The sequence below is a fragment of the Pseudomonas sp. RW409 genome (assembly GCF_003184125.1).
GTDB classification, from domain to species: Bacteria; Pseudomonadota; Gammaproteobacteria; order Pseudomonadales; family Pseudomonadaceae; genus Aquipseudomonas; species Aquipseudomonas chlororaphis_I.
Map to the genome: position 1 here is coordinate 664,441 of NZ_QHHP01000021.1, position 26,731 is coordinate 691,171.

The window sequence follows — 26,731 nt, forward strand, 5'->3', positions numbered from 1 at the left end:
GATTCCATGTAGCCGCTGCCGCAGGCTGCGATAAGGTCCGCAGGACCTTCCGGCGCCCGACAAAGCAACGCCCGCTGCGCGGTCGATCGCAGCCTGCGGCAGCGGCTACAGGGTTATGCCGAGATACCGTGCTGGCCGAGGAAGGCCACGAAGGCTTCTTCATCCAGCACCTTGAGGCCCAACTCGCTGGCCTTGGCCAGCTTCGAGCCGGCGCCAGGACCGGCCACCACACAATGGGTCTTGGCCGAAACGGAACCGGCAACCTTGGCGCCCAGGCTTTCCAGCTTGTCCTTGGCCACGTCGCGGCTCATCAGCTCCAGCGAGCCGGTGAGCACCCAGGTCTGGCCAGCCAGCGGCAGCCCTTCCACCACCTTCTTCTCGCTCTGCCAGTGCATGCCGAAGGCTTGCAACTGCGCCTCGATGGCCAGCGCCCGTGTGGCGTTCTCGGCGATATCGAAGAACTCGCGCACGGCCTTGGCCTGCTTCTCCGGCAGGGTCTGGCGCATGTCCAGCCAGTCCGCCTTGACCACACCCTCGAGGGTCCCGAACTTGTCCGCCAGCTTCTGCGCCGCACCCGGCCCCACCGATGGAATGTTCAGCTTGTCGAGCATGCCGCCCAGGGTGGTGCTGGCAGCGAACTCGGCGCCCAGGTCGCCCTGATCCTGCAACTGCAGCCCGCACTGCTGCGGATCGAGCAAGGCACCGATGACCTGCCGGTTATGGCTGTCCTCGAAGAAGCTGTGAATCTCGTGAGCCACTTCCAGGCCGATATCCGGCAGGTAGGTCAGCACTTCCGGCAAGGCCTGCTGCACGCGCTCCAGGGAGGCCAGGGAGCGCGCCAGAACCTTGGCCGTCTCCTCGCCCACATCGGGAATGCCCAGGGCATAGATGAAGCGCGCCAGGCCCGGCTTCTTGCTGTCTTCGATGGCCTTGAGCAGCTTGTTGCTGGAGACCTCGGCGAAACCTTCCAGGTCGATGATCTGCTCGTACTTGAGCTTGTAGAGGTCGGCCGGTGAGCCGATGAGTTTTTCGTCCACCAGCTGTTCGATGGTCTTGTCGCCCAGCCCTTCGATATCCATCGCCCGACGGGAAACGAAGTGGATGATCGCCTGCTTGAGCTGCGCACCACAGGCCAGGCGACCGACGCAGCGGTACACCGCGCCCTCGCTGATGGTTTCCTTGCCCTTGCTGCGCTTGATCAGTTGCGTGCGCTCGACATGGGAACCGCATACCGGGCAGGTCTGCGGGATATGCACCGGGCGCGCATCCTGTGGACGGCGCTCGGCGACCACCTGCACCACTTGCGGAATCACGTCGCCGGCGCGGCGGATGATCACTGTGTCGCCGATCATCAGGCCCAGGCGCGCCACTTCGTCCATGTTGTGCAGGGTCGCGTTGGAGACGGTGACACCCGCCACCTTGACCGGTTTCAGGCGCGCCACCGGGGTTACCGCGCCGGTACGGCCGACCTGGAATTCCACGTCCAGCAGCTCGGTCAGCTCTTCCATCGCCGGGAACTTGTGGGCGATTGCCCAGCGCGGCTCCCGCGCCCGGAAGCCCAGTTCGCGCTGCGAGGCAATGCTGTTGACCTTGAACACCACGCCGTCGATTTCATAGGGCAAGCCATTGCGGCGCTCGCCGATATCGCGGTAGTAATCCAGGCATTCGTCGATGCCCTTGGCCAGCTTCAGCTCGCGACTGACGGGCATGCCCCAGTGCTTGAGCTGCTCCAGATTGCCGATATGGGTGTCGGCGATATCCGCAGTGACCTGGCCGATCCCGTAGCAGCAGAACTCCAGCGGACGGCTGGCGGTGATCTTCGAGTCCAGCTGGCGCAAGCTGCCCGCCGCGGCGTTCCGTGGGTTGGCGAAGGTCTTGCCGCCAACCTCCAGCTGCGCGGCATTGAGCCGCTCGAAACCGGCCTTGGACATGTAGACCTCGCCGCGCACCTCGAGGGTCGCCGGCCAGCCGCTGCCGTGCAGCTTCAGCGGAATGTTGCGCACGGTGCGCACGTTGACGCTGATGTCTTCGCCGGTGGTGCCGTCGCCGCGGGTCGCGCCGCGCACCAGAACACCGTCCAGATACAGCAGGCTGACCGCCAGGCCATCGAGCTTCGGCTCGCAGCTGTATTCCACCGCCGCCCCGCCACCGAACAGATCGCCCACCGGCAGGTCGAGCCCCTCGGTCACCCGACGATCGAACTCACGCATGTCGGTTTCTTCGAAGGCGTTGCCCAGGCTGAGCATGGGGATTTCGTGGCGCACCTGAGTGAAGGCCGAGAGCGCCGCGCTACCCACGCGCTGGGTCGGTGAATCACTGCTGACCAGCTCCGGGTGCTCGGCTTCCAGCGCCTTGAGTTCGTGGAACAGGCGATCGTATTCGGCGTCGGGAATGCTCGGCTCGTCGAGTACGTGGTAGCGGTAGTTGTGCTGATCCAGCTCAGCGCGCAGCTCAAGAATGCGGGTTTCGACGGCGGTCATGGTGTTCTCTCAAAAAGCAAAAGAGCAGCCTAGGCTGCTCAATATTTGTCTGGAGGGTCTTGCGACCCTGTCGCGAGCCTGCTCCGGCAGGCCAAGGGTTATGCCGGAGCGGCTGGCTCGCGAAGCGCTCAGCGCTTCTGGGTCAGGGCGCGACGCTCGAATTCGACGATGCGCTGACGGTAGTGTTCGATGGTCTGGGCGGTCAGTACGCTGCGCTGGTCGTCCTTCAGTTCGCCGTTCAGTTCCTGGGACAGCTTGCGCGCCGCAGCCACCATCACGTCGAAAGCCTGCTTCGGATGACGCGGGCCTGGCAGGCCGAGGAAGAAGCTCACAGCCGGAGTGCTGAAGTGGTCGATGTCGTCCAGGTCGAACACGCCTGGCTTGACCGCATTGGCCATGGAGAACAGTACTTCGCCATTGCCAGCCATGCTTTCGTGACGGTGGAAAATATCCATCTCGCCAAAACGCAGGCCGCTTTCCAGGATGTTCTGCAACAGCGCCGGGCCCTTGAAGCCGCCGGCATCACGACAGATCACGCTGATCACCAGCACTTCTTCGGCTTGCGGCTGGTCCTTGTCGGCGTAGCCGGAAGCCTTGGTTTCATCCGGGAAGTCGTCGTCACGGCTGCTGAAGCTCGGGCCGCCGTCCAGGTCCAGGTTGAGGTTCAGGTCGCCCTGCTGTGGCTCGCTGCCACGCTTGCCACGCTTGGAACCAGACTCGCGCGGTTCGCGCGCCGGTGCGCTCATCGACGGCAGGTCGTGCTCATCGAGTTGCGGTTCCTTATGGGTATCCAGCACGCGGGGCGGGCCCAGCAGTTCGGCACTGCTGTCGTCGTCCGGCAGGTTGGACAGGCTACGATCCAGACGGAATTTCAACTTCCCCTTGCCGCCGCGCATACGGCGCCAGCCATCAAAAAGAATACCGGCAATGACAATGATGCCGATGACGATCAGCCACTCGCGCAGACCGATTTCCATGTAATCCCGTGCCTCTATGAAAAATGCTGAAAAATAAGAGGTTTAGCAAACTGCAAACCGCTTTAAAACGTGGCGCCAACTCTATGTTCTGACTGGCCTTTTGCCCACGTATAGGAAAAATTGACATTAAACTAGCACGACCAAAGACAACTTTACACCGTCTGTCGCAACGGCTTCATTCAATATGTCGATCAGCCAGTACTCGGCGCAGGTAAAAACCTCTTACTTGTCACTTACATACCGGCTTTGGTCGCCCGGATATCAGGCGTCCACCATCGCCATCGCCTCCTCGACATCCACGGCTACCAGGCGTGAACAGCCGGGCTCGTGCATCGTCACGCCCATCAATTGATCGGCCATTTCCATGGCGATCTTGTTGTGGGTGATATAGATGAACTGCACCGTCTGCGACATCTCTTTAACCAGCCTTGCGTAGCGTCCAACGTTAGCGTCATCCAGCGGAGCGTCAACTTCGTCGAGCATGCAGAACGGCGCCGGGTTCAACTTGAAGATGGCAAATACCAGCGCCAGGGCCGTCAATGCTTTCTCACCACCGGACAACAAATGAATGGTGCTGTTCTTCTTCCCTGGCGGACGCGCCATGATCGTTACCCCTGTATCGAGTAGATCTTCGCCCGTCAGTTCCAAATAAGCGCTGCCGCCACCGAAAACTTTTGGAAAGAGTGCCTGTAAACCGCCGTTAATCTGATCAAAGGTATCCTTGAAACGATTACGGGTTTCCTTGTCGATCTTGCGAATCACGTTTTCCAGGGTTTCCAGGGCTTCCACCAGATCGGCGTCCTGGGCGTCCAGATAACGCTTGCGCTCGGACTGCTGCTGGTACTCATCGATGGCCGCGAGGTTGATCGCCCCCAGGCGCTGGATACGCGCGGCAATCCGCTCGAGCTCTTCCTCGGCCTCTTTCTCGCTGGCCTGTTCGGTCAGCGTGGCGAGCACGCCCTGCAAGTCGTAGCCGTCTTCCAGCAACTGGTCCTGCAAGGTCTTGCGGCGCACGCTCAGGGCTTGCCATTCCATGCGCTGCTGTTCGAGCTGGCCACGGATCAATTGCGATTGCTGCTCGGCCTGGGTCCGGCGTTTTTCCGCATCGCGCAATTCGCGGTCGGCATCCTCCATGGCGATCTGCGCGCTCTTGAGCTCGACGTCGACGGTCATGCGCTTTTCCAGCAACTCCTCGAGCTTTAGGCGCAGCTCTTCCAGCGGTGCGGCGCCCTCCTCCAGGTTCAGGCTGAGCTGTTCACGCTTCTCCGTCAGGCGCTCCGATTGCAGCTCCAGGCGTTCCAGGGCCTGGCGGGTGGAATCGTGCTGGGCCTTGAGCGAACCCAGGCGTACCGCCAACTGGTGAGCGTGATCCTTGTGCTGGCGCGCCTCCTGGCGCACCCGGTCCAGGCGCTCACGCAAACTGTCGCGCTGGGCCAGCAGCAATTCGCGCTGCTCGGTGTCCAGGGCCATGCTGTCGAGGGCTTCCTGCAGCTGCAGACGGGCTTCGCCCACCTGCTCGTGTTCCACGGCGCGCTGCTCGCCCAGCTCCGCCACCTCTTCATCCAGGCGGGTACGGCGCAAGGCCAGCTGTTCGGCCTTGGCCTTGCCGGCGGAAAGCTTGGCTTTCAATTCACCCTGCTGACGGGCTTCGTCCTGCAGCAGGCGGCGCAGGTGTTCGCGACCGTTCTCCTGCTGGCGCTGTTGCGCACGCAGGTTCTGCAAGTGGGTTTCCAGGTCTTCCACGCTGGCTTCGCGCTCGTCGCGCTCTTGGCTCAACTGCTCGATTTCCTGGTTGCGCGCGAGCATGCCGCTTTCCGCTTCGCTGGCGCGGCGCACTCGCAGGAAATGCCGGCCGACCCAGAAACCGTCGCGGCTGATCAGGCTCTCGCCGGACGCCAATTGGCCACGCAGGGCAAGAGCCTGTTCAAGGCTTTCCACCGGTTTGACCTGACCCAGCCAGGGCGCCAGGTCGACCTGGGCATCGACGACCTTGTCCAGCAGGCTGCCGGGTATCCGCGCGCCCTCGCCCGCCAGCTGGAGCAGGCGCAGATCGCCCTGCTCGAATCCGGCCAGGTCAAAGCCGGCAAAGTCGTCGACCAACACCGCTTGCAGGTCGGCGCCGAGCACGGTTTCCACCGCCAGCTCCCAACCGGCCTCGACCTTCAAGCCTTCGGCCAGACGGGGACGCTCGGCCAACTGTTGCTCGCGCAGCCACTCCGCCGCGCCAGTCCCCGGATTGAGCGCTGCCTGCTGCAAAGCCTCCAGCGAGGCCAGGCGCCCATTGAGACGCTGCAATTCGCCCTGGGCCTGCTGCTGGGCCTGGGTCGCCTGATGCAGCTCCTGGCGCAGTTGCTCCAGGCGCTCGACCTGACCGTCTTCGCTGGCCTGCAAATCTTCCAGGGTCGCCTCGCTCGCCGCGAGTTGTTCGTTGAGCTCAAGGATCGCCGCGTCTTCCGGATCGGCGGCGAGCAACGCGCGCTCCTCCACCAGACGCCGCTGGCGCTCGCCCAGACGCTCCATACTGCCTTCGAGCTGCTGGATACGCGACTGCTGCACCTCGGCCTGGCGCCGCGGCTCGGCGGACTTGAGGTTGAATGCGTCCCACTGCTCCTGCCAGCCGTGCATGGTGGCTTCGGCTTCTTCCAGGGCCGCGGCAGCCTCTTCGGCGGCGGCGCTGGTGACTTCCTGCTCGGGCTCGAGCATTTCCAGCTCTTCACCGAGGGTGGCGAGCAAGGTGCGGTCGTGCCCCAGGTGGGATTCGGTCTCCTGGCGTGCACGCTCGGCCTCGCGCAAGTCGTCCTGCAACTGGCGCAGACGCTGCTGACCGTGCTGGATGCTCTGCTCGACCCGAGCGATATCGCCGCCGACCGAATAGAAGCGCCCCTGCACCAGATTGAAGCGCTCGGACAGCTCATGGTGACCGTCGCGCAGGCGCTCGATGGCGGCGTCGGCATTGCGTTGTTCCGCCACCAGGGCTTCAAAGCCGACTTCCTGGTTGCCGATGATCGATTCGCGCTGGCCGACCTGCTCGTTAAGCTCCTGCCAGCGCAACGCCGACAGCTGGGCCTTGAGCTGACGCTCCTCGGCTTTGTATTCCTGGTACTTCTCGGCCGCCTGGGCCTGGCGGTGCAGGCGTTCGAGCTGGCGCTCCAGCTCTTCGCGCAGGTCGGTCAGGCGCGCCAGGTTTTCGTGGGTACGGCGGATGCGGTTTTCGGTTTCCCGGCGACGCTCCTTGTACTTGGAAATCCCCGCCGCTTCTTCGATGAAGTTGCGCAGGTCTTCCGGCTTGGCTTCGATCAGCTTGGAGATCATGCCCTGCTCGATGATCGAGTAGCTGCGTGGCCCCAGGCCGGTGCCGAGGAAGATATCGGTAATGTCGCGACGGCGGCACTTGGCGCCGTTGAGGAAATAGCTGTTCTGGCTGTCGCGGGTGACCTTGCGGCGGATGGAGATTTCCGCGTAGGCCGCGTACTCGCCGACCAGGGTGCCGTCGGAGTTGTCGAAGACCAGCTCGATGCTGGCCTGGCTCACCGGCTTGCGGCTGGTGGAACCGTTGAAGATGACGTCGGTCATCGACTCGCCGCGCAGGTTCTTGGCCGAGCTCTCGCCCATTACCCAGCGCACGGCGTCGATGATGTTCGACTTGCCGCATCCATTGGGCCCAACCACCGCCGCCATGTTACTGGGGAAGTTCACCGTGGTCGGGTCGACGAAGGATTTGAACCCCGCCAGCTTGATGCACTTGAGCCGCACGCTCAGGCAACCGTCAAGGCGGCGACTACCAGGTCGCAACTGCGCCGGGCATAGGCCGTCAACACCAGGCGGATGGTCGACAGGTCACGGGCCAGCACGGCGGCCAGCAGTTGCTCGAACAGGTCGAGGAATTCGCTCATTTCCGCCTTGCGCTGCTCCAGGGCCAGGAAATAGGCACGGCTCATCGCCGGCTGCAGGTTCTCGACGGTTTCCTGCAGGTACGGGTTGTTGGCGAACGGATAAGCGGCGCGCATCACGTTGAAGCTGTCTTCGACGAAGCTGCGGATATCCTGGCGCTCGTAGGCGGCGATCAGCCGTTGCTGGATCTGCAGGAACGGCGCCATGTCGGCTTGCAGTTCCCAGCCGTTGGCCACCGAGTTGCCCAGCAGGATGTACAGTTCGCTCATCAGGGTGCACAGGCTCTGCACCTTGTGCGGGGTGAGTTCGGTCACATGGGCGCCACGACGCGGCAGGATGGCGATCAGGTGACGGCGTTCGAGGATCAGCAGGGCCTCGCGGACCGAGCCGCGGCTGACGTTGAGGGCCAGCGTGACCTTCTGTTCCTGAATGCGCTCCCCAGGCTTGAGCTCGCCGCGAATGATGCGTTCGGCGAGGTGGTGAGCGATTTGCTCGGCGAGGCTGTCCGGCGCCTTGAACGTCATGGTTTTCCTTCAAACTCTTAGATCGGTACAAGCGGCGCAGTGTAGCGCAATTGCTACCTCATGGCGGAGTGCCCAAGGGCCTGAATTTGGCACGGAATAAGCAAAAAGCACTGCGGCCCGGGAGGGTCAATACTGTTTGAAAGCGCTTGTTGATCGGCAAAAAGCAATTTCTTGACCCTTAGGTCAGAAATTAATTGACCGAAAAGTCAGACATGACTAAATTCGGCCCACGTCGGTTACCAATAATAATGAGTCTGCGAGGCCTTCCGTGATCCAGTTTTTACTCAACCAGGAACTCCGTAGCGAGCACAGCCTGGACCCGAATCTGACGGTGCTCAACTATCTGCGCGAGCACCTGGGCAAGCCCGGCACCAAAGAAGGCTGCGCCAGTGGCGACTGTGGCGCCTGCACCGTGGTGGTCGGCGAATTGCACACCGATGACACGGGCGCGGAGCACATCCGTTATCGCAGCCTCAACTCGTGCCTGACCTTTGTCTCGTCGTTGCACGGCAAGCAGTTGATCAGCGTCGAAGACCTCAAGCACCAGGGCCAGTTGCACAGCGTGCAGAAGGCCATGGTCGAGTGCCACGGCTCGCAGTGCGGCTTCTGTACGCCGGGCTTCGTCATGTCGCTGTTCGCCCTGCAGAAGAACTCCGAGCAACCCGACTCGCACAAGGCCCATGAAGCCCTGGCCGGCAACCTGTGCCGCTGCACCGGCTACCGCCCGATCCTCGCCGCCGCCGAGCAGGCCTGTTGCGGCAAACAGCCTGACCAGTTCGACGCCCGCGAAGCCGAGACCATCGCGCGCCTGAAAGCCATCGCCCCCAGCGAGACCGGAGAGCTGAACAGTGGCGACAAACGTTGCCTGGTACCGCTGACCGTATCCGACCTGGCCGACCTGTATGACGCCTACCCGCAAGCCCGGCTGCTGGCCGGCGGCACCGACCTGGCGCTGGAAGTCACCCAGTTCCACCGCCCGCTGCCGGTGATGATCTACGTCGGCAACGTCGCCGAAATGAAACGCGTCGAACGCTTCGACGACCGCCTGGAAATCGGCGCCGCCACCGCCCTCTCCGATTGCTACGACGCCCTCAAGGCCGAGTACCCGGACTTCGGCGAGCTGCTGCAACGCTTCGCCTCGCTGCAGATCCGCAATCAGGGCACCCTGGGCGGCAACATCGGCAACGCCTCGCCCATTGGCGACTCGCCACCCTTGCTGATCGCCCTGGGCGCGCAGATCGTCCTGTGCAAAGGCAACACCCGCCGCACCCTGGCCCTGGAAGACTATTTCATCGACTACCGCGTCACTGCGCGCCAGGAAAGCGAGTTCATCGAGAAGATCATCGTGCCGCGGGCCAGCGCCCAGCAGCTGTTCCGCGCCTACAAGGTGTCCAAGCGCCTGGACGACGATATTTCCGCGGTCTGCGCGGCCTTCAACCTGCGCATCGAAAACGGCGTGATCGCCGACGCCCGCGTAGCCTTCGGCGGCATGGCCGCCACCCCGAAACGCGCCAAGCACTGTGAAGCCGCGCTGCTCGGCGCGCCCTGGAGCGAGGCCACAGTCGAACGTGCCTGCGCTGCCCTGGGCGAGGACTTCACCCCACTTTCGGACTTCCGCGCCAGCAAGGAATACCGCCTGCTCAGCGCCCAGAACCTGCTGCGCAAATACTTCATCGAACTGCAAACACCGCACATCGAGACCCGGGTGACCGCTTATGTCTAATCATCACAACGTCGAGAAGACTCAAGCCGAACTGAGCGCCCTGTTTCAGCAGGACCTGACCACCGGCGTCGGGCGCAGCGTCAAGCACGACAGCGCCGTCAAGCATGTGTCCGGCGAAGCGGTGTACATCGATGACCGGCTGGAATTCCCCAACCAGCTGCATGTGTATGCGCGCCTCTCGGACCGGGCCCACGCGAAGATCCTCAGTATCGACACCGCGCCCTGTTACGCCTTCGACGGCGTGCGCATCGTCATCACCCACAAGGACATTCCGGGGCTGAAAGACATCGGCCCGCTGCTGCCCGGCGACCCGCTGCTGGCCATCGACGATGTGCAGTTCGTCGGCCAGCCGGTGCTGGCGGTGGCCGCCCGCGACCTGGAAACCGCGCGCAAGGCGGCCATGGCCGCGGTCATCGAATACGAGGACCTGGAGCCGGTGCTGGACGTGGTCGAAGCCCTGCGCAAACGCCACTTCGTCCTCGACAGCCACACCCACCAGCGCGGCGACTCGGCCAAGGCCCTGGCCAGCGCCGAGCATCGCCTGCAGGGCACCCTGCACATCGGCGGCCAGGAACACTTCTACCTGGAGACCCAGATCTCCTCGGTGATGCCCACCGAAGACGGCGGCATGATCGTCTACTGCTCGACCCAGAACCCCACCGAAGTGCAGAAGCTGGTGGCCGAGGTGCTGGACGTGTCGATGAACAAGATCGTGGTCGACATGCGCCGCATGGGCGGTGGTTTCGGCGGCAAGGAAACCCAGGCCGCCAGCCCGGCATGCCTGTGCGCGGTGATCGCGCACCTCACCGGCCAGCCGACCAAGATGCGCCTGCCGCGGGTCGAAGACATGCTGATGACCGGCAAGCGCCACCCCTTCTATATCGAGTACGACGTCGGCTTCGACAGCACCGGGCGCCTGCACGGCATCCAGCTGGAGCTGGCCGGCAACTGCGGTTGCTCGCCGGACCTGTCGGCCTCGATCGTCGACCGGGCGATGTTCCACGCCGACAACTCGTACTACCTGGGCGACGCCACCATCAACGGCCATCGCTGCAAGACCAACACCGCGTCGAACACCGCCTACCGTGGTTTCGGCGGCCCGCAAGGCATGGTCGCCATCGAGGAAGTGATGGACGCCATCGCCCGCCATCTCGCCCTCGACCCGCTGGCGGTGCGCAAGACCAACTACTACGGCAAGACCGAACGCAACATTACCCACTACTACCAGACCGTCGAGCACAACATGCTCGAAGAAATGACCGCCGAGCTGGAAGCCAGCAGTCAGTACGCCGAGCGCCGCGAAGCGATCCGCCGCTACAACGCCAACAGCCCGATCCTGAAAAAGGGCCTGGCGCTGACCCCGGTGAAATTCGGCATTTCCTTCACCGCCAGCTTCCTCAACCAGGCCGGCGCGCTGGTGCATGTCTACACCGACGGCAGCATCCACCTCAACCACGGCGGCACGGAAATGGGCCAGGGCCTGAACACCAAGGTGGCGCAGGTGGTGGCCGAAGTGTTCCAGGTGGAAATCGACCGGGTGCAGATCACCGCAACCAACACCGACAAGGTGCCCAACACCTCGCCGACTGCCGCCTCCAGCGGCGCCGACCTGAACGGCAAGGCCGCGCAGAATGCCGCCGAAACCATCAAGAAACGCCTGGTGGAGTTCGCTGCCCGGCAGTACAAGGTCAGCGAGGAAGATGTGGAATTCCACAACGGCCATGTGCGGGTCCGCGACCAGATCCTGAGCTTCGAGGAGCTGATCCAGCAGGCCTATTTCGCCCAGGTCTCGCTGTCCAGCACCGGTTTCTACAAGACTCCGAAAATCTACTACGACCGTGCCCAGGCCCGTGGCCGGCCGTTCTACTACTTCGCCTACGGCGCCGCCTGCGCCGAGGTGATAGTCGACACCCTGACCGGCGAGTACAAGATGCTGCGCACCGACATCCTGCATGACGTCGGCGCCTCGCTGAACCCGGCCATCGACATCGGCCAGGTGGAAGGCGGCTTTATCCAGGGCATGGGCTGGCTGACCATGGAAGAGCTGGTGTGGAACGCCAAGGGCAAATTGATGACCAACGGCCCGGCCAGCTACAAGATTCCGGCAGTGGCCGACATGCCGCTGGACCTGCGGGTCAAGCTGGTGGAAAACCGCAAGAACCCGGAAGACACGGTGTTCCACTCCAAGGCCGTGGGCGAGCCGCCGTTCATGCTCGGCATCGCTGTCTGGTGCGCGATCAAGGACGCCGTGGCCAGCCTTGGCGATTACCGGCACCAGCCAAGGATCGACGCGCCGGCCACGCCGGAGCGGGTGTTGTGGGGCTGCGAGCAGATGCGCCAGTTGAAGGTGACCAAGGCCGTCGAGGCCGAGTCTGAACTGGCACCGCTCTAGACCGAGGTGCGCCCATCGCGGGCAGGCCTCGCTCCTACGAACAGGTGACACGCGAACGACGCATAACCTGTAGGAGCGAGGCTTGCCCGCGATGATGGCCGAACAGACAACAGCGATGTTGAGGTGAAACATGTACAACTGGATCAGCGCCCTCGCCGACCTGCAAACCCGCGGTGAACCCTGCGTGCTGGTGACCATCATCGAAGAGCTGGGTTCGACGCCACGCAATGCCGGCTCGAAGATGGTCATCAGCGCCACCCAGAGTTTCGACACCATCGGCGGTGGCCACCTGGAATACAAGGCCATGCAGATCGCCCGCGAGATGCTCGCCAGCGGCAAGCAGGACACCCACCTGGAGCGCTTCAGCCTGGGCGCCAGCCTCGGCCAGTGCTGCGGCGGCGTGACCGTGTTGCTGTTCGAACCCATGGGCCAGGTCCAGGCGCAGATCGCGGTCTTCGGCGCCGGCCATGTCGGCCGCGCCCTGGTGCCGCTGCTCGCCAGCCTGCCGTGCAAGGTGCGCTGGATCGACTCACGGGAACAGGAATTCCCCGAGCAGATCCCCCAGAGCGTGCGCAAGATCGTCAGCGAAGAGCCCGTCGATGAAATCGACGACCTGCCCGCCGGCAGCTACTGCATCGTCATGACCCACAACCACCAGCTCGACCTGGAGCTCACCGCCGCGATTCTCAAGCGCAACGACTTCGCCTACTTCGGCCTGATCGGTTCGAAGACCAAGCGAGTGAAGTTCGAACACCGCCTGCGCGAGCGCGGCTTCGACAACAGCGTGCTGCAACGCATGCGCTGCCCGATGGGGCTGGGCGAGGTCAAAGGCAAGTTGCCTGTGGAAATCGCCATCTCCATCGCCGGCGAAATCATCGCCACCTATAACGCCAATTTCGGCCAGCACAGCGCCCGCGCCGAACCCATTGCCAAGCTGCTGCCGGCCTCGCGCCGCAGCCATGCCTCCCATTAAAAAGCCACGAACCGAGACTGCCTCATGCCTCTGACTCGCAAAGCCTACCGTGCCGCCATCCTGCACAGCATCGCCGACCCCGCCGAGGTCGGCATCGAAGCCTCCTACGAGTACTTCGAGGATGGCCTGCTGGTGGTCGACAATGGCCAGATCAGTGCCCTCGGCCACGCCAGCGAATTGCTCGCCAGTTTGCCCGCCGATACCGAGATCACTCACTACAAGGATGCGCTGATCACCCCAGGCTTTATCGACACCCATATCCACCTGCCGCAGACCGGTATGGTCGGTGCCTATGGCGAGCAGTTGCTGGACTGGCTCAACACCTACACCTTCCCTTGCGAAAGCCAGTTCGCTGACCGGGCCCATGCCGAGGAAGTGGCGGAGATTTTCATCAAGGAGCTGCTGCGCAACGGCACCACCACCGCCCTGGTCTTCGGCAGCGTGCATCCGCAATCGGTGAATGCCTTTTTCGCAGCGGCCGAAAAGCTCGATCTGCGGATGATCGCCGGCAAGGTGATGATGGACCGCAACGCCCCGGACTACCTGACCGACACCGCCGAATCCAGCTACCTGGAAAGCAAGGCGCTGATCGAGCGCTGGCACGGCAAGGGTCGCCTGCACTACGCGGTGACGCCGCGTTTCGCCCCGACCAGCACCCCGGAACAACTGACCCTCGCCGGGCAGTTGCTCGGTGAATACCCCGACCTGTACATGCAGACCCACATCAGCGAAAACCTGCAGGAAGTCGAATGGGTCAAGGAGCTGTTCCCGGAGCGCAAGGGCTACCTGGATGTGTACGACCACTACCAATTGCTGGGCGAACGCTCGGTGTTCGCCCACGGCGTGCACCTGTGCGACGACGAATGCGCGCGCCTGGCGCAGACCGGTTCGGCCGTGGCCTTCTGCCCGACCTCGAACCTGTTCCTCGGCAGCGGCCTGTTCAACCTGCCGATGGCCGAGAAACACAAACTGAATGTCGGCCTCGGTACCGACGTCGGCGGCGGCACCAGCTTCTCGCTGCTGCAGACCCTGAACGAAGCCTACAAGGTCATGCAGCTGCAGGGCGCACGGCTGAGCCCGTTCAAGTCGCTGTACCTGGCCACCCTCGGCGGCGCCCGCGCACTGCGCCTGGAAGAGCGGATCGGCACCTTGCAGCCGGGCACCGACGCCGACTTCCTGGTGCTCAACTACAACGCCACGCCGCTGCTGAGCTATCGCCTGAAGCAGTCCAAGAGCATCGCCGAGACCCTGTTCGTGCTGATGACCCTGGGCGACGACCGCACCGTGGCGCAGACCTATGCCGCGGGCAATCTGGTGCACCAGCGCTAATCCCGAAAACGAAAAATCCCCCGCCTCAGATTCTGGGGCGGGGGATTTTTTTACCTGCTGTAAACCCTGTAGGAGCGAGCTTGCTCGCGAAAAGATCGCCAACGATGACGCGTCTTGGCAGACAGGTCGCCGCTTCGCGGCTATCGCGAGCAAGCTCGCTCCTACAGAGAGATGGCGTTACAGCTTGGCGGGAGAACGGCCCGGCTTCTTGGTTTGCAGCAGGTGTGAGAACACCGCGTGCAGGTCGTCCGAGGCGCTTTCTTCGTCGAGGTTGAGCTTGCTGTCGATGTGATCCATGTGATGCATCATCAGGGTCACCGCCAGCTCCGCGTCGCGGGCCTCGATGGCGTCGATCAACTGGGTGTGTTCATCGTAGGAACAGTGCGAGCGGTTGCCGCTTTCGTACTGGGCGATGATCAGCGACGTCTGCGAGACCAGGCTGCGCTGGAAGCTGATCAGCGGGGCATTCTTCGCCGCTTCGGCAAGCTTCAGGTGGAACTCGCCCGACAAGCGGATACCGGCGCCGCGATCGCCGCGGGAGAAGCTGTCGCGCTCGTCGTTGACCATCTGCCGCAGCTCGGCAAGCTGCTCGGCCGTGGCGTGCTGCACCGCCAGCTCGGTGATCGCCCGCTCCACCAGCCGGCGCGCCATGAACACCTGGCGGGCTTCCTCGACACTCGGGCTGGCCACGACCGCGCCGCGATTGGGCCGCAGCAGCACCACGCCTTCATGGGCCAGGCGCGACAGCGCACGACGAATGATGGTACGGCTGACCCCGAAAATTTCCCCCAGCGCCTCTTCGCTCAACTTGGTGCCGGGCGCCAGGCGCTGTTCGAGGATGGCCTCGAAGATATGCGCGTAGACAATATCGTCCTGGGTCCCGCTGCGACCGGCCTTGCCTGCTCGCGGTTGTTTCTTGAGGGGTTGCAACTGTTCGTTCATGGGCACTCGAGTCGGGAGAACTGCGGCGAATTGACCGTGACTGTAATACGGCACAGTGGGTCGCTGACAAGTATCGCGTAAAAACAATGGCACATTGTACACAACCCATAGGGTTTATTCGCAATAACTGTATGGTCCAGCGGCTGTCGCAACGACTGTACGGCCATTTGCCGCCCTGGCTGTATTGCAATGAATAGTTACTTTTACGTTTAGGCTTGGCCCCTGCTTTCGTCATCCAACGCCCCTGCGCCGGGCTTTCGGGTGGCAGATATCTTCATCAGAACAAGGAACAGTGCTCCATGTCCGACGCCTCCCTCGCGCCGTTACGCCCCCTGGCCGACACTTCGCCCTCGGCCGTAGTCGCCGGCTTCATCGCCATGATGACCGGCTACACCAGCTCCCTGGTGCTGATGTTCCAGGCCGGACAGGCCGCCGGGCTGACCAGCGGGCAGATTTCCTCCTGGATCTGGGCCATCTCCATCGGCATGGCCGTGTGCAGCATCGGCCTGTCCTTGCGCTACCGCACCCCGATCACCGTCGCCTGGTCGACCCCTGGCGCGGCGCTGCTGATCACCAGCCTGTCCGGGGTGAGCTACGGTGAAGCCATCGGCGCCTATATCACCTGCGCGGTGCTGGTGACCATCTGCGGCCTGACCGGCAGCTTCGAACGCCTGGTCAAGCGTATCCCGGCCTCGCTCGCCGCGGCGCTGCTGGCGGGCATCCTGTTCAAGATCGGCAGCGAGATCTTCGTCGCCGCACAGCACCGCACCGGCCTGGTGCTGGGCATGTTCTTCAGCTACTTGCTGGTCAAGCGCCTGTCACCACGCTACGCGGTGCTCGCCGCGCTGTTGATCGGCACCGCGCTGGCCGGCGTGATGGGCCTGCTGGACTTCAGCCAGTTCCACCTGGAAGTCGCCACACCGGTGTGGACCACTCCGCACTTCTCCCTGGCGGCGACCATCAGCATCGGCATCCCGCTGTTCGTGGTGGCCATGACCTCGCAGAACATGCCCGGGGTCGCAGTACTGCGCGCCGACGGCTACAACGTGCCGGCCTCGCCGCTGGTCACCACCACCGGTATCGCCTCCCTGCTGCTGGCGCCATTCGGCTCCCACGGCATCAACCTGGCGGCCATCAGCGCGGCGATCTGCACCGGCCCCCATGCCCACGAGGACCGCAACAAGCGCTACACCGCGGCGGTCTGGTGCGGGATTTTCTATGGCATCGCCGGGATCTTCGGCGCCACCCTGGCGGCCTTATTCGCGGCACTGCCCAAGGAGCTGGTGCTGTCGATCGCCGCCCTGGCGCTGTTCGGCTCGATCATCAACGGCCTGAGCATCGCCATGAGCCAGGTGAAGGAGCGCGAGGCAGCGTTGATCACCTTTATGGTGACGGCCTCGGGCCTGACCCTGTTTTCCGTCGGCTCGGCGTTCTGGGGAATCGTGGCCGGCGTGCTGACCCTGGTGATCCTGAACTGGAACAACGAATAAGCCTGTGGCCGCTGCCGCAGGCTGCGATCGCGACCGAAGGGTGCGCAAGGCCTCAGGATCGCTGAAGCCCTTCGGGCTTATCGCAGCCTACGGCAGCGGCTACAACCCGCCCACGCGAAATCCCGGGAAACAGGCCCGAGGCATATAAAGGTTCTGCGGGAGGAATAAATAGATAAAGGCTGTACAGCGACAGCCGTGAGTCGGTAGCCCGGACGGGCCACCGACTCAGCACATCAGGCTACCGGATTGATCGAGTTTTCCGGGTACCAGACGTCCAGCAGCGGGCTGACTTCAACGCTGGTCAGCTCGGTGCGGGCCTTGAGCCAGGCTTCGACCTTGGCACGTTGCTCTTCGCTGACCGAACCGCGTTTGCTCAGGCAAACCAGGCCGAAGTCATCGCCACCAACATAGCCGAGGCCGTTGGCTTCCATCGCTTCTTTGAGGAACGCGTCGAGGAAAGCGTCAATAGCCTCTTCGGCCAGATCTTCTTTGAAATCCAGGTTCAGCTCAAAACCCAGCTCGGTGATTTTGCTAGGTTGTCGTCCTTACCAAAATCGAATTTATTTTTATATTTCAAGTATTTAGATGACGTAAATATCAAAGAAAAAATTGGCAAGTAACAGAAAAACCCTTCCAACCAGCGTACCCCTCACTGCACCGCTTAGAAGCAGCCAATGCAAATAACCCAAAGTAAAAAACTTCAGGTCTAGCCACCAGATTGGCTTATTACCGTTCTGGACTCACCTCATGAGGCGCCTGCACGGCAACGCTTGAGTTCAGCATCGAGTGAAAGAAAAAAATAACCATGTTTTATTTGGTTGCCAGATTTGACATCTGCCAACTTAGCACCACGCTCCATGGAGCAGATCACTATCAAGTACCCCGAACAAGGAGGCGATCATGGCAATTATCGAGGAGCTTAAGGGCTTAGCACCCTATCCAGTGATTGCTATGACCGAGGACGCTCATGTGCTTCTTCAAAAGGCCATTGACAAACTCAATAGTACAATTGGGGTTGGCGGCCGATCATACGAACTCAAAATCAAACTTTTTTATTGCTATTGCGATTTGAAAGAAACAGTCTTAACCATTGAGTTTCTTGTGTCATCCAAGCTCCAAGGTTTTTTTGACGGTTTTTGTGGCGCCGTTCTTAGCGGATATCTCGTAAAAAAAGGACACAAAGGTCGGCAAGCGATCTGCCTTGCAATTTCCAGAATACTAACCGAAGCGCGTATCAACAACCATGTTAATAGCCCCGTGGAATGGAAACCAAAAGAGGTGATGCGTTATTGCACTATATGGAACGATGAAAAAAACTCTGTTTGCGAAGAAAAAGAAAGGTTCTGGTGCGGGTGGGCGGTCGAAGATAGAGAGGGGCAGCCGAGGTATCTTCCAATTGCTGATCTTTGGATCAGTCATGGAAAGATGTTTGCGACTGAGCTGTATGACGGCATTAAAAACCATGTTTCCGGAGAGGCCGCCCCATGCTTAGCCCCATTTAATAAGATGATAGGTTTTTTAGTTGTTAATCCGTTGACGTGGCCGCCGGAGACGTTCAAAAACCCCGTAGACATATATAAGTTTTTCTGTGCCTTTGCCAAAAATCAGTTCCAAGAGGTTGAATCAGATGCAAAAAATCTTGCTGAACGAAAACGTAAATGGAACGCCTTTCTAGGTAAAATTGAACAATACTTTATCAAATCCGGAACCTGGGCAAAACCATTCAAAAATTTGCCTCGAGCACCCCACGCCTATTCAAAAACACATCAGTCTCACATCAAAGAAAAATCAGACGGCACTTTCGTAAATGAAACATTAATAACTGACATCCCCTTGCACATTACAAATGGCGAAGCCATAAATCTTCTATTTTTTAAAATCACATCAGACTTAAATATACTAAGGGCATGGGCAGAAGAACAGTGTCGAACCATAATGGCAAATTATTCATTGCGAATTACCAAGGCTGCACAAGGCACACCGATACCAGCGGGTGATAACATACTGACATCGCTGGTGACATTCGAGAACATTTGCGCAACATTTCAAAATCACTCCTACGACACCGATATATCCACGCTACTGCTAAAGCTTAACAAAAAAAATGAAAGCGATATTCAGCTGCGTGATTTTGTATATAACCTAGGAATACCTAGCACCTTATCGCTATTTTCTTTTCAGTGCCTTTTGGTGTTAGAAAATACAGCAATAACCCAAAGCTTCCTTAACAAATTTAAACTATACAATAAGCATGGCCGTCTCACAGGCTTTTTTTATGAAAATGGCGCATATCACCTGTATCTCGAAGAAAAGGCAACATATATTTCTGGACGAAAACCCAGGCGTGGAGCAAGAAATTCCAGACAAACCTTACTGATCTCTGCAAAAGCAGCAGAAGTGATAAATCAAATTATCACATTAACCACAATGGCACGAAATTATTTACGTAACAAGGGTGATGAAAGTTGGAAGCTTCTATTCCTTGGAAGCTCCTCAGGTGCATGTTACCCGTCCCGCTGCTCAGCGCCAAGATGGGGCAATAATGAATACAAGGTATCTACTCAGGAAGCAGTGGAACAGTTCTCTAAACACACTCCTCTTCAACGCGACAAGTTAGCTAATTTTATCAGCCGGATCAGATTAAGAACAATTAGGGCATCACGCGTTGTTGAAAGTTATATCTTAGGAGAAAATTCGGAAGAAGCTTCTCAAATGCTGGGGCACAAAAAGCAAAGAACCAAACTATTGGATAGCTATCTTCCTGCACCAATAGTTGCGTACATCGAAACGCGCGGCGTCCGTACACTTCAAAAGATCATTATTTGTCATGCTCTATCCGATAGTAGTTATTTACTTACTGCTACGAAGTTTGACAATCTGGAGATTTTAGACGCTTTTCTGAAAAATCACCTAGCCCCTGAGATACCAGCGACTTTGACAGACCCTGATGGATTAGATGAAAAAGACATCTCAGACTTGGAACAGCGCCTCATTATAAGAATTGGCGTGGGAACGCTATCGACTCTCATATCGGTCGCTGAAGCGGTAAAAAAGTCACCCACACCGAATCTTATTGCTCCAACTGCTCTGTACTGGGCGAGGCTCGCTGATCTGCTGGTTAAAGAAATTGAACTGCTCCATGACCCGCTTTTGAAGTCACATTTGGTGAAAGCTCGTGCGGCGGCAAACCCTTCAAAAATTGGGAATCTAATTTATGAAATTGAAATCTGAGCTAAGTTTTCTAGAACAACTGGATGCTGACCCTCGAGAGCTTTTAGAACGTGTGGATTGGCTGCGCTCAGATTTTGACGAACATATCTGGAAGGTTACATTAGAAGGGAAAGAAGAAATTGAAATCAACTGGGCCATCAGCCTTGAAAACGGGCTTTTAACTGATAGCGTAAATTGCGAGTTGCTGGCATGCCTAAGATACTATTTGATAACGGCAGTTTCAGACAGTGGTATCGGGATAGATTCAGCACCCACTCAAGAGCGGAGAAGATTTTTCAATGCATTGGGCATTATCGATTACTTACTTTTGAACGCGAAACGACTGGAGCTTTGCACCGCAGGACTTGCTGGGCTTTCCTATGTTGATCTAACAGCTATACTACATCAATTTGGATCCAGCACCCATGTATCTGAGTCAATTTATGCTTACAGTGTTTCAGCTACATCATATATTCTGAAAATCACTGCCAACACGTCTACTGAAATAGTAAGCGGCATTATGACGCAGAATCCCTCAATTCAGAAAATTCAACAGAGCGACTATGATAAAGCTACGCCGTATATCGACCCTAGTCTTATTCCGGCAGTTCGAGCGGCGCTCTTCCATCATGGCTATTATCATGGTGATGCCAGAAAAGGATTCCATATCAACGGAAGGCGACTCAGTGAGGAGATTTATCCCAATACGCTCGCAGCAACAAGAATCAAACCACGACTGCAATGGCTTTCCTTTTTTCCACATGAGAAGCCTCACAGCCGGGAATACCAAGGAGTACCTGTACGGTACACCCGGACAGAAAACATCTCTGAATCGCACTACAATGTTTTTCGCTCAGTGCTATACCGTTTGGGTGCATTACATCTTCTAGACTTGCCCGCGCCTGCTACAAACGATTTAACATCAATGTTGGCATTCACAATTCCACTGAAAGCAGATGCGCGCTTTCGGTCAGTTCCATCTCCAATTATATTGGGTCAGTTCAAGAACTGTGTCGAGTTCCATCTCAAATATGGCCGTTATATCATAGATGGCTTTTCACGAGTTGTGGGTCACTGCAAAACCAATAAAACAAAAATCTATAAGCTGACAGAGCAAAAGCTAAAGGACATCATCGGCTCCGAATTAGTCGCACTCGGCGTTAAGCAACTCGGTTTAGCATGCAAAAGCCCCACAACCAGAAGCCCAAAACCTGTGAAAGATGAATATTACATAAAACTTCGCAACAACGAGGGACTAATAGAACTTCTTCAGATTTACATTGGATGCATTCAATTCGTCTTAGGCACTTTAATGGCTCGACGCTACAATGAACTTACCGAACTTCCACTTATAGAATGCCTTGATAAAACAACGGAATGGCTGATAATAAATCTTGAAAAGACTTCCAAGGGTTTATTTGGCATAAAAGATACGCAAGCCCGGCCGATTGATCCATTACCAGTGTCCATGATCCGTTTGCTGGTTAGGTTGCAGCGACTTCTTAAAAGATTCGGCTACATAAGCCAATACAAGCGACTATTTTCCTCCCCCAGTACCACTGCCTACAGGGGAATGATCAATGCTTCTGTTGTTACTTGGAGCCGAAACCTTGACATTATGGCAGATTATTTCCAGACCCCGCTGGATAAGCATGGAAGACGATACTACATCAGACAGCATCAACTGCGAAGATTCTTCGCTTTGATGTACTTTCACACCTACGGTCACGGTGGGGTAAATGCGATCAGGTGGATGCTAGGCCATCAAGATGTTGAACAGGTTTATAGGTACATCCAAGCAAATGTTGACGGCGCATCGTTGCAAGGTGCAATGACCCAATTTGTTCTTGAAGATATGGCCAATGGCCGAATTGAAGACTATCAGGAGCTAGCAGATCTGCTCAAAGCAAAATTTGGTACTAATTGCTTTCAACTTTATGATGAAGATGAAGCAGATGCATACATCCAGTCTAAGCTTGATGATGGATCGATATCCATTGAGCCCGTGTTTTTTATGGACGAAAATAGGAAAAACATGAAAATAGTCGTTCGTTTATTTGAAAAGTAAGCCGACTGGAGAAGAGGAATGCGACCACTTAAGCACAAATCCAGCCAAGTCAGAGATGCGATTATAGCTAAAGTGAAGCTATTGCAATTGATACTTGATAAACCTAAGCTTTTTATCAATGACGCGACCATAAAGTCCGCGCTGAAAAATCAGGGTGCACTAGCTGGCTTGTCATACACTTTTGATGCAGAAGATACTACCTTGTCGACTACTCCAATCAGTTTAACGACGCTAAAATCTAAGATCTTCTCCGCAACTGACAGCATTTCGTTTGAGAATTTGGATCGGATGCGTACAGGCGCACTAGAAGCCTTAACCGCCGCTGAGAAACGCTCGACTGCATCCCCGCCCCAAACTAAACTAAGACTAAAGGAAAGCAACGAGTTTCTTGAGAAGGCTTTAGAAATCCAGAAGGAAAACAACTTCCACCTTCTACAAGCTCTCTTATTTGCCAAATCTGCACTAGAAAGCCTTAATAATGTTCAAAATGAAAAGGCTCGAGATAGGCTCATACGAGAGTCTACGAAAACCATTGCAAATATTTTATCACTTAATAGCTACCCATTTAACCAGCTCGAACGACTTACATACCACATGCAAACACAGCTAAAGGTAGTTAAGTAGTGATCAGGCTTTCGGATGCTACCCAGCTAGCAATTACATTGCCAAATTTGCACCTTTGGTCTACTGACCTAACCGATCGCGTATTAACTAAAGAAGCAAACAACCTACCTTTTCTAACCTGGCCCGACCAAACACCATGCACTCCTGCCAACTTGTACATGTTGACACTTCGTGACAGACCAGGACGAGGAAGTTTACCTCTGTCACGTAGAGGCAATAAGGGCGGGACCATCGGTGCTCACGCTAGAAAAATCAGTCAGCTACTTCGGTTTTGCTATTACAACAAAAAAGATCTACTAGAATTAACAGATAGTGACTTTACAAACTTTATAAACTGCTTAAGAAAAGAAAAATCCACTACTAATTTCATGCTAAATCAAAAAAATGAAAACACGTTGAGGGAAGCTGGCCGCGTGTGCCTGGACTTTCTTAGTCACACCGGCGCTATAGCAGGAAAAAAAGGTTTTGTTAGTGAAACAGGAGTAATCAGAGTTACCTTTATTGACTATATTATCAAGATCCGTTCGGGACGTTTGATAACACGTCAAAAAATGCACCATCACAGCTTTTCAGCAGGTGAAGGTGGTGACCTAAGATCTCCGATTACAGATGAGTCGATTGAAGCTTTACGTAGAGCGATTGATACCGATACTACTTCTAGATTTGTCAATCAGCGCCGACATCTACAATTATCATTTCTGGAGTATCTAGGGCCGCGCCGGGGCGAGCTTGGGGAGATAACGGTAAAGTCCATAATTAAAGCATCAAAAATGAAATATCCGATGTTAGAAATGAATGTATATAAGCAGGGCAAAAAGGTTGTGCGCCTAGTCCCCATAACCAACATGCTATTAAATCAGGCTATAGCATATCTCGAGATACACCGTGCCGGCATCATAACGAAATTTACGAAAGGTAGTCGCCCTGACCATGGTCTTCTTTTTGTTAAGCAAGCCACAGGCGCTCCGCTGGCCGACACCACATTAACTAATACCCTGCATGATTTGAGACGAGCGGCAGGAATAGAAAGTGGCGCTTGCGCCCACATGTTTCGACACGCATTCTGCACCAATCTGTTCGTTACGCTATTTGAACGGCATAGAATTAATAACCCGGAATCGTTTGAAACTAGATTGATGACGGATGAAGCCTTATTCAGCCAGATACGGCAATGGACAGGGCACGCCACTATCGAAGGGCTTATGCCTTACATTCAGAAAGCTTACCATCGCATAGCGAATATTGGAGCCATCATCAGCGCAGGTCACCTCGCTTTGGTTCAAAGAGAATTTGATGCCCACCTGGAATCAAAGCTTACTGAATTTGAGCATGATGCCGTGACCAAGGCAGACTTCATTTCCAGCATCCGGCAGCTCATACATGCACGCAGCGCTGATTTGGTGTCCGCCGAGCCCCCCAAGTAGAAGGTGCTCGCTGAATAGTCAGCGTTGCAGGCTCAAAAAGTCGTTTGGGCACGCGTCGCATGTTCGGGAGTGCCACGAGCAGGTTCTCTCAAGCACGGCGGCGGCTGACCTGTTAGAATCCGCCGGCTATTACTAAGAGGAAATCCCCCATGACCACAAACCGCTCCCGTCGCCTTCGCAAAAAGCTCTGTGTCGACGAATTCCAAGAATTAGGCTTTGAATTAAATCTGGAATTCAAAGAGAACTTGGACGATGCGACGATTGACGCTTTCCTGGATGCCTTCTTGGTGGACGCTATGGATGCCAACGGCCTGGATTATGTAGGCGGTGATGATTTCGGCCTGGTTTGCCTCGCCAAACGCGGATCTGTCAGCGAAGAACAGCGCGCAATCGTTGAAACCTGGCTCAAGGGTCGCAGCGAACTGACCAAGGTTGAAGTCAGCCCGCTGATGGACGCTTGGCACCCGGAAACGCCGGTCAACTCGGCTAAGTAAGGTGTTGGGGGCATCGACTATTTGCCCTCAGAGTCATGCCTAGAGGGGCTCGGAATTCTTTCACAGAGCTCCTCCTGTAGTGGTCTAATGAAACCGGACACCCATTTAGGCGAAAATGTTCGCCAGATAGAGGTGTCTGATGACCAAACAACGTCGTTCCTTTTCCGCTGAATTCAAACGCGAGGCCGCAGCCCTCGTGCTTGATCAAGGCTATAGCCATATCGAGGCCTGCCGGTCGCTCGGTGTGGTTGAGTCCGCGTTGCGTCGCTGGGTGAACCAACTCCATCAGGAGCGCAGCGGCGTACTCCGCAGACTAAAGCGCTGCCCCCCGAGCAGCAGAAGATCCAGGAGTTGGAAGCCCGGATCGCTCGTCTTGAGCGGGAGAAATCCATTTTAAAAAACTGCCTCCCCGGCGCTCCGCGACCCATTGGACTAGAAACACTACGTTCTACACTGATCCCACTGGACAGTGGTCGCTGGCTTTTTGGAGGCTAAGTCCCCGTCAAAAAACTTGACCCAGGGGAAGCTGCGGACCCGTTAGTGGTGGCACGTTCACCCCGTTTAGGAAGGTGATTTGATCGAGTCCCCGTCCAGTTCAACTTGACTGGAGGTGCTCATGAAAAAGCACGATCTAAAGCAGCGTGGGTTACCGGTTATTCATGATCACGCAGCCGGCATTGATATTGGCTCACGCTTTCATGTGGTGGCCGTTCCTGCAGACCTTGCCAAAGACTCTGTTCAAACTTTCCAGGCTTTCACTTCCGACTTGGAGCGCCTGGCCAACTGGCTGGTCAATCTCGATATAACGACGGTCGCGATGGAATCGACAGGCGTTTACTGGATTCCGGTTTACGAAATATTGGAAGCACATGGCCTTCAGGTCGTGCTGGCCAATGCCCGAGAGGCCCGCGCCGTACCAGGGCGCAAAACCGACGTGAATGACGCGCAGTGGATACAACGATTGCATGCCTGTGGGTTGCTACGGGCCAGCTTTCACCCTGATCGCGAAATCTCGGCTTTGCGCAGCTATCTGCGGCTACGGGAGCGTCATCTCGACTATGCCGCGGCGCATATTCAGCACATGCAAAAAGCGCTGACGCATATGAATCTGCAACTGCACCATGTCGTGACGGATATTACCGGGGTAACCGGTATGCGAATAATCCGTGCCATCGTGGCGGGTGAGCGGAGCCCCTCGGTATTGGCAGCCATGAGCGACACCCGTTGCAAAGCCGGTATCGAAGTCATTCAAGCCTCTTTGGTCGGCAACTATCAGCCAGAGCACGTTTTTGCTCTGACGCAGGCGCTGTCCATGTATGACGCGTATCAGGCGCAGCTGGAGGTTTGCGACCAGCAGATTGCACAGACGCTGATCACGCTCTCGCAAGAAAAGACATCGCCAACTGAGCCGCTACCAAAACCACGGCATCGTACCCGGCAACCCAACGCGCTCAACTTTGATGTCCGTACCTTGCTCTATCAATTGGTCGGCGTCGATCTGACCCAGATCCACGGCATTGGCCCCTACCTGGCCTTGCGTTTGGTTGCCGAGTGCGGCACGGATCTGAGTCGATGGCGTACCTGTCATCATTTCACTTCTTGGCTCACTCTCGCGCCCGGCTGCCGTATCAGCGGCGGCAAGGTCCTTTCGGCCCATACCCGTAAGACCAAAAATCGGGTGACCGCCCACCTGCGGTTAGCTGCGGTAACGGTCGGAAGAACGAACACGGCATTGGGTGCATTCTATCGACGCCTTGCGGCTCGAATCGGAAAAGCCAAGGCTGTCACGGCTACTGCTCGGAAGATCGCCATCCTGTTCTACAACGCCATGCGCTTCGGGATGAACTATCAAGATCCAGGGGCCGATCACTACGAGCAAAAATATCGGGAGCGAGTGGTGAAAGGCTTGTACCGACGCGCGGCTGAGCTTGGCTTCACGCTGCAACCGGCGGAAGGTGTTTCTTAGGAAGGCCGCCGCGTACTTTGCCAAGGAGTGCGGCTGAAGTACGCCTTTATCAAGCAGCGCGCGGGCGACTATTCGATTCGGCGGCTTTGTCTGACGCTTAAAGTCCATCCCAGCGGTTATTACGCCTGGCTGTCCGAGCCGCAATCTGTACGCGCCAAAGACGACCAGCGACTGCTGGGTTTGATCAAGCATTCATGGCTGGAGAGTGGCGGCGTTTATGGCTA

At 57.4% G+C, this 26,731-nt stretch carries 17 protein-coding genes and 2 pseudogenes; 13 read left to right on the forward strand and 6 right to left on the reverse strand.

Annotation, left to right across the window (positions count from 1 at the left end; all coding sequences use genetic code 11):
- Window positions 1-113: 113 nt before the first annotated feature.
- The 4 genes from ligA to DK261_RS11825 form a co-directional block, all read right to left on the reverse strand.
- Window positions 114-2,480 (reverse strand): NAD-dependent DNA ligase LigA, encoded by a 2,367-nt coding sequence (gene ligA, locus DK261_RS11810; protein ID WP_110175740.1) that lies wholly within the window; start codon window positions 2,478-2,480, stop codon window positions 114-116.
- 128 nt (window positions 2,481-2,608) lie between these two features.
- Window positions 2,609-3,457, reverse strand: a complete 849-nt coding sequence (gene zipA / locus DK261_RS11815) for a cell division protein ZipA (protein WP_009047922.1) — start codon at window positions 3,455-3,457, stop codon at window positions 2,609-2,611.
- Between the two features lie 261 nt (window positions 3,458-3,718).
- Window positions 3,719-7,210 carry a chromosome segregation protein SMC gene (smc, locus tag DK261_RS11820; RefSeq protein ID WP_110175741.1) on the reverse strand — a complete coding sequence of 1,164 codons (3,492 nt, stop codon included), beginning with the start codon at window positions 7,208-7,210 and terminating at the stop codon, window positions 3,719-3,721.
- Window positions 7,211-7,212: 2 nt separating this feature from the next.
- The gene (locus DK261_RS11825) at window positions 7,213-7,872 is read right to left on the reverse strand and encodes a GntR family transcriptional regulator (RefSeq protein WP_009047920.1); all 660 of its coding nucleotides are present in this window, start codon (window positions 7,870-7,872) and stop codon (window positions 7,213-7,215) included.
- 268 nt (window positions 7,873-8,140) lie between these two features.
- Between DK261_RS11825 and xdhA the strand changes: the two genes are divergently transcribed.
- From xdhA to guaD, 4 genes are all read left to right on the forward strand, one after another.
- Window positions 8,141-9,595, forward strand: coding sequence for a xanthine dehydrogenase small subunit (gene xdhA, locus DK261_RS11830; RefSeq protein WP_103331031.1), 1,455 nt, complete (start codon window positions 8,141-8,143; stop codon window positions 9,593-9,595).
- Complete coding sequence (gene xdhB / locus DK261_RS11835) at window positions 9,588-11,987, forward strand: xanthine dehydrogenase molybdopterin binding subunit (RefSeq protein WP_110175742.1); 2,400 nt, start codon at window positions 9,588-9,590, stop codon at window positions 11,985-11,987. The genes xdhA and xdhB overlap by 8 nt, the downstream gene beginning before the upstream one ends.
- A 130-nt stretch (window positions 11,988-12,117) precedes the next feature.
- Window positions 12,118-12,960, forward strand: coding sequence for a xanthine dehydrogenase accessory protein XdhC (xdhC, locus tag DK261_RS11840; protein ID WP_009047917.1), 843 nt, complete (start codon window positions 12,118-12,120; stop codon window positions 12,958-12,960).
- 24 nt (window positions 12,961-12,984) lie between these two features.
- Window positions 12,985-14,289 carry a guanine deaminase gene (gene guaD, locus DK261_RS11845; RefSeq protein WP_110175743.1) on the forward strand — a complete coding sequence of 435 codons (1,305 nt, stop codon included), beginning with the start codon at window positions 12,985-12,987 and terminating at the stop codon, window positions 14,287-14,289.
- 177 nt (window positions 14,290-14,466) lie between these two features.
- Here the strand turns inward: guaD and DK261_RS11850 are convergent, their stop codons facing one another.
- Window positions 14,467-15,231, reverse strand: a complete 765-nt coding sequence (locus DK261_RS11850) for a GntR family transcriptional regulator (protein ID WP_007932193.1) — start codon at window positions 15,229-15,231, stop codon at window positions 14,467-14,469.
- A gap of 299 nt (window positions 15,232-15,530) precedes the next feature.
- Between DK261_RS11850 and DK261_RS11855 the strand changes: the two genes are divergently transcribed.
- Window positions 15,531-16,721: a benzoate/H(+) symporter BenE family transporter gene (locus DK261_RS11855; protein ID WP_009047915.1), complete on the forward strand. Its 1,191-nt coding sequence runs from the start codon at window positions 15,531-15,533 to the stop codon at window positions 16,719-16,721.
- Window positions 16,722-16,954: 233 nt separating this feature from the next.
- On the opposite strand, the gene DK261_RS11860 is transcribed toward DK261_RS11855, so the two are convergent.
- Window positions 16,955-17,248 carry a 50S ribosome-binding protein YggL gene (locus DK261_RS11860; protein WP_041989248.1) on the reverse strand — a complete coding sequence of 98 codons (294 nt, stop codon included), beginning with the start codon at window positions 17,246-17,248 and terminating at the stop codon, window positions 16,955-16,957.
- A gap of 373 nt (window positions 17,249-17,621) precedes the next feature.
- Between DK261_RS11860 and DK261_RS32860 the strand changes: the two genes are divergently transcribed.
- The 8 genes and pseudogenes from DK261_RS32860 to DK261_RS11900 form a co-directional block, all read left to right on the forward strand.
- Window positions 17,622-19,952 (forward strand): hypothetical protein, encoded by a 2,331-nt coding sequence (locus DK261_RS32860; RefSeq protein WP_124298876.1) that lies wholly within the window; start codon window positions 17,622-17,624, stop codon window positions 19,950-19,952.
- On the forward strand, window positions 19,936-21,999 hold the full coding sequence (locus DK261_RS32865) for a hypothetical protein (RefSeq protein ID WP_124298875.1): 2,064 nt from the start codon (window positions 19,936-19,938) through the stop codon (window positions 21,997-21,999). The genes DK261_RS32860 and DK261_RS32865 overlap by 17 nt, the downstream gene beginning before the upstream one ends.
- A gap of 18 nt (window positions 22,000-22,017) precedes the next feature.
- Window positions 22,018-22,623 carry a hypothetical protein gene (locus tag DK261_RS11875; RefSeq protein WP_041989254.1) on the forward strand — a complete coding sequence of 202 codons (606 nt, stop codon included), beginning with the start codon at window positions 22,018-22,020 and terminating at the stop codon, window positions 22,621-22,623.
- The gene (locus DK261_RS11880) at window positions 22,623-24,047 is read left to right on the forward strand and encodes a site-specific integrase (RefSeq protein ID WP_124298874.1); all 1,425 of its coding nucleotides are present in this window, start codon (window positions 22,623-22,625) and stop codon (window positions 24,045-24,047) included. Before DK261_RS11875 ends, DK261_RS11880 begins: the two co-directional genes overlap by 1 nt.
- Before the next feature lie 149 nt (window positions 24,048-24,196).
- Window positions 24,197-24,541, forward strand: coding sequence for a YggL family protein (locus DK261_RS11885; protein WP_041989256.1), 345 nt, complete (start codon window positions 24,197-24,199; stop codon window positions 24,539-24,541).
- Between the two features lie 139 nt (window positions 24,542-24,680).
- Window positions 24,681-24,940 (forward strand): annotated as a pseudogene (locus tag DK261_RS11890) (transposase); the annotation flags it as partial.
- 217 nt (window positions 24,941-25,157) lie between these two features.
- Window positions 25,158-26,507 (forward strand): IS110 family transposase, encoded by a 1,350-nt coding sequence (locus DK261_RS11895; protein WP_110175744.1) that lies wholly within the window; start codon window positions 25,158-25,160, stop codon window positions 26,505-26,507.
- A pseudogene (locus DK261_RS11900) lies at window positions 26,508-26,731 on the forward strand (IS3 family transposase); the annotation flags it as partial.